This window comes from Novosphingobium sp. B-7 (assembly GCF_000410615.1).
GTDB lineage: Bacteria > Pseudomonadota > Alphaproteobacteria > Sphingomonadales > Sphingomonadaceae > Novosphingobium > Novosphingobium capsulatum.
Genome location: NZ_KE148402.1, coordinates 2,567 through 6,376, shown reverse-complemented (window position 1 = coordinate 6,376; position 3,810 = coordinate 2,567). Strand labels below are relative to the sequence as shown.

The window sequence follows — 3,810 nt, the reverse complement described above, 5'->3', positions numbered from 1 at the left end:
CATCCAGTTTGTCGCGCTACAGTCCACCCCATCAGCTTGACCGCGCAGAGCAGCTACGCGATTGTGCGATAGAAAGGCACCATGTCGAAAAAACGGGATGATTTCAGCGCGCAGACCAAGCGCGATATGGCATTGCGAGCAAGCTACCATTGCTCGCTCTGCAAGCGCTCGACTGTCGGGCCAAGCGAAGAAGGGCCCAGCGCCATCACGCTGATCGGTGTAGCTGCCCATATCAGCGCTGCTGCCTCCGGCCCAGGGGCCCGCCGCTACGACCCGACGATTACAGCGGAACAACGATCTCACATCGACAACGGGATATGGCTGTGTGCAGCGTGCGCCACCCTCATTGATCGTGACCAAATTCGCTTTACAGCGGATGACCTGCGCAAGACCAAGCAGGACCACGAAAGCTCTCGGCGGATCGGGACGCCAAGTGCGACAGACGAAGGCGATATTATCGCGATTGGCCCCGACATCATCGTACTGGGCTGCGTCATCCGATCATCGCCCGAGGCCATGCGCATCCGTGTTTCTCATTTCGTTAACGGCTCACTCCGCGATCTCTGGTCGCTCACCCGAACCTTTGAAACTTGGCCGGCGGAGCGACGGTATGTGCTGTTGAACGAACTGGGATATGGCGCTTTGCTAGCCGAACCGCCTGTTATCGAGCGCGTCGATCATGCCTGCGAGGTTGAGTTCAAACTGCTTGAACAGGCCGAGCGCCAGCAGGCCACTGCGGAGACTGCCACGATGTGCCGCGAGACCGGCAAACTCATCAAGGGTCTTGCGGCTCACATCCAAAACTTTGAATGTATCCTGGGCATGGCGCAAGGTACCTCCTTCGCCGATCTGACTAGCGGCAGCGATCTCTCCGATCTCTACTGGCGCTATAAGGAATCGCCCTGGTTCGCACGTCTGGCTATGATGGAGATGATCCGGCTCTCATCTATCGCCTCGGCCAAGAAGGAACGAGGCAGTGGTCGAACGCCCTTTTGCATTGTTAATCAAGTCAATCGGGTTGATGTGCCAAACTTCGTTCTGACCGACCAAAAACTGAAAATAGACGTTGAGTTCGAGTTGGAAGGCTTGGGGGCTTGGCAGCACACGCTTGTGGTCTTTGTTTCAACACCCGAACAGCTTATCGAATGCCGCGCAAATGCGCTGCTACACAGCCAGCGCATCAAAAGCATTCAAAACCAAAGCATTCTGTGATCATTATCGCCAGCAGAGCGGACGTTCAGGTCGCTAGGCTGGCGCGTCAGAACCAGTCGTCCGTTCACCCTTTCCAGGGAGCGTAATCGACAGCCAGATCACTTGTGTGCCGCAGGTTTTACTTTCTTTTGGTAGATCCAGTTGAGAAAGGCGTCCGCGTCGGATAGGTCCTCTCCTCCTATCCGCCTGCGAACAGCCTCGACGACGTCGCATACGCGCGCATAGGCTATCGGAGAGAATAGAGTGACCGACTTTGGCGGGGCGGCGCCGACTGCTCGCAGAGCTTCGGCCGTATTGCCGTTGAATACTGCGTATCGCTTTGGCGCGAAGGTGCAGAGCATCTCGGACACCATGTTGATGCCGACGCCTTCGATCTTGCCGGCAGGCGCCCTCAATCTGGCATAGCCCTGCTCCGGCGGAAGTCTTGAAGCAGTCTGTGCGAGCGAGAACAGCGCGATCGTGCTCTGCGGATCCGACAAGGCCGCTTGGCCTCGGCGATGGATGTCACCCGAGTGCCAGAGGTGGTGATGGCCATCGCCCGACGTGATCAAGTCTCTGAACAATGTAATGAAGTTTGCGCGATCTTCCTTGGAGAGCTTCTCAATCGCTGACATCGCTGCGATCCGCCGCTGGACTGAAAGCGCCGCCCTACGGTCCTGCCGGCGCTTCTCCAACGCCCTAACTTCGAGGGGATCTTGGCTGAACTCGTTATGGAGCGACTGGAGCTTCGCGATGTCGAAGAAACCGGAGTCGCTGGCCTCGATCTCCTTTTCGACCCGCTTCTTGGCGTCCTCGGTAATCTTGAACCTGCGGCGGTATTGCTCGAGCACGATATCATCCAGCTCTTCGCACCTGCCGTTGGTGCGATAGTTCTCAAATACGTCTTTCAGGTCCGCCAACAGGGGTTGGTCCAGCCCGACCTCCCAAACGAGTGAAATTTCCTCGTTCCCGCTGAGCGCGCCTCCTGTCAGGTTTGCGGAGCCGACCATAACGCGGGCGACCTTTCCGTTGACACCCAAATATGTCTTCGGATGGAATGTCGAACGCGCATCCGGCTTGGCTGCCCAAACCGTGAACTTGAGGTATCGTTTCGAGAGCTTGAGCAGCTCTTTCAGCGCCATCGGCTCGGTCTGGCAGAAGTCGGTTCCGACGAAGATCTCTACCTCAGCACCGGCGTCCAGGCGCTGCGTCAGCGTTCCGATGATTCTGCCCAGACCTTTCGACTTCAGGAAGGCGACGGCGACGGAGATGTTGTTCGCTCGGTCGATTATCTCTTCGAGTGCCTTCAGGTGGTCGATCGACACGCCGTTGCGCACGAGCCGTGGCGCGCTGTTGACTTCAACATTGTGCTTCTTCGTAGTGATCGGCTTGCTCCACTTATCGGGTCGATCAGCCTATCAGCCCACTAAGGGTGGTCCAGCTTGCTTCGGATACGGTTTGGCCATGTCGCAGACTGCTACCGGGTCGTTTGTTAACACGAGAATGGCCGGTTCTTGCAAGAGCAGCCTTTTACGCCCGCGTCGGAGAACGGCTGGATCTGGTCGGGTGCTGTTGGTTTCGGCTTTACCCAACCTGCCAGCAAGCGCCAACATAGTCGCCATTCAAAGTTCTCTGTGAACTCCCTAAAATTGGTCGACTGTTCACGATCAATCAGGCTGCCAATCAGCACCTGCTCTATCTGCCCTTAAACCAATGTAAGATTGATTCAGTCGCTGTTCGGAGGGGATGAAGCGTTTGCTCCTCCTGCGTATCCAAGGAGGCAGGCCGGCGCCGTATGGCCACCCGCTGTTTGTCCGCCTCACGCCTTTCGCGCATCCGGTCGGAATGGCTATAGTAGTCGATCCGCAGACGACGGCCGGAAACCACTTTATCAAGGTTCTCGCGGATCTTCTTCAACTCGTCCGCAGCCTGAATTGCTGGATCGTTACCTAACCTTCCAAAAGAGGCGAGGTGAGTGAGATCAAAGGGATACCGACGTGATTGCCGTCGCCATGCACGCGGGCTGGCGAGCCAGGATACGGTCACAACGTAACGCTCGTCGAGAATAACAAACGCTTCGCACAGCGAGGTGACTAGACGCTGTCCCGCGCTGAAGGCCGATATTCTAGAAGGGAAGCGAATCCTATCAAACTGTCCGCCGCTTTCCGGCAAGGGCGGCTCGAATTTGATTTGTACGTCGAACGCGGAAGCGTTGCCTTCGTTTATTATATGCATGTCCACGAAATTGATCGCGGCCGGATTAGGTTCGATAGTGACGACCACAGAGGCCCGGCTGGTCGCACGCGCTAGTATCCAGGTCAGCCAAGCCAGTGCAATGGTCGCACCGACAAGGGCAACGGTCGCCCAAGCTGTAACAGCAGCAGAAACATCGCTATTGCTTGCGGTCTGGGGAGCGGTAGGGCGCTCCATGTGCGCGGCGGTGGCGGTCGTGTTATTGGTTTGCGATATGACAGGCGGAACGATTACTGTGTTTGGCATCCCTGTTCCATCCCCCTCTCGATGGCCCACGGTAACAGCTTCGCTCTAGGGCGGAAATAGAACAAGCCGCACTGGAAGCAGTCGATGTCGCTTCTCGCATTAGCGGGCACGGCCGCCGCA

The 3,810-nt window shown here is 57.1% G+C and carries 3 protein-coding genes; 1 reads left to right on the top strand and 2 read right to left on the bottom strand.

Annotation, left to right across the window (positions count from 1 at the left end; all coding sequences use genetic code 11):
- Positions 1-81: 81 nt before the first annotated feature.
- Positions 82-1,212, top strand: a complete 1,131-nt coding sequence (locus H926_RS0117345) for a hypothetical protein (protein WP_022677443.1) — start codon at positions 82-84, stop codon at positions 1,210-1,212.
- Positions 1,213-1,310: 98 nt separating this feature from the next.
- Here H926_RS0117345 and H926_RS0117340 read toward each other — a convergent pair whose 3' ends face one another.
- The gene (locus H926_RS0117340) at positions 1,311-2,528 is read right to left on the bottom strand and encodes a phospholipase D family protein (protein WP_022677442.1); all 1,218 of its coding nucleotides are present in this window, start codon (positions 2,526-2,528) and stop codon (positions 1,311-1,313) included.
- A gap of 358 nt (positions 2,529-2,886) precedes the next feature.
- On the bottom strand, positions 2,887-3,690 hold the full coding sequence (locus H926_RS32620; RefSeq protein ID WP_148291787.1) for a hypothetical protein: 804 nt from the start codon (positions 3,688-3,690) through the stop codon (positions 2,887-2,889).
- Positions 3,691-3,810: the final 120 nt, after the last annotated feature.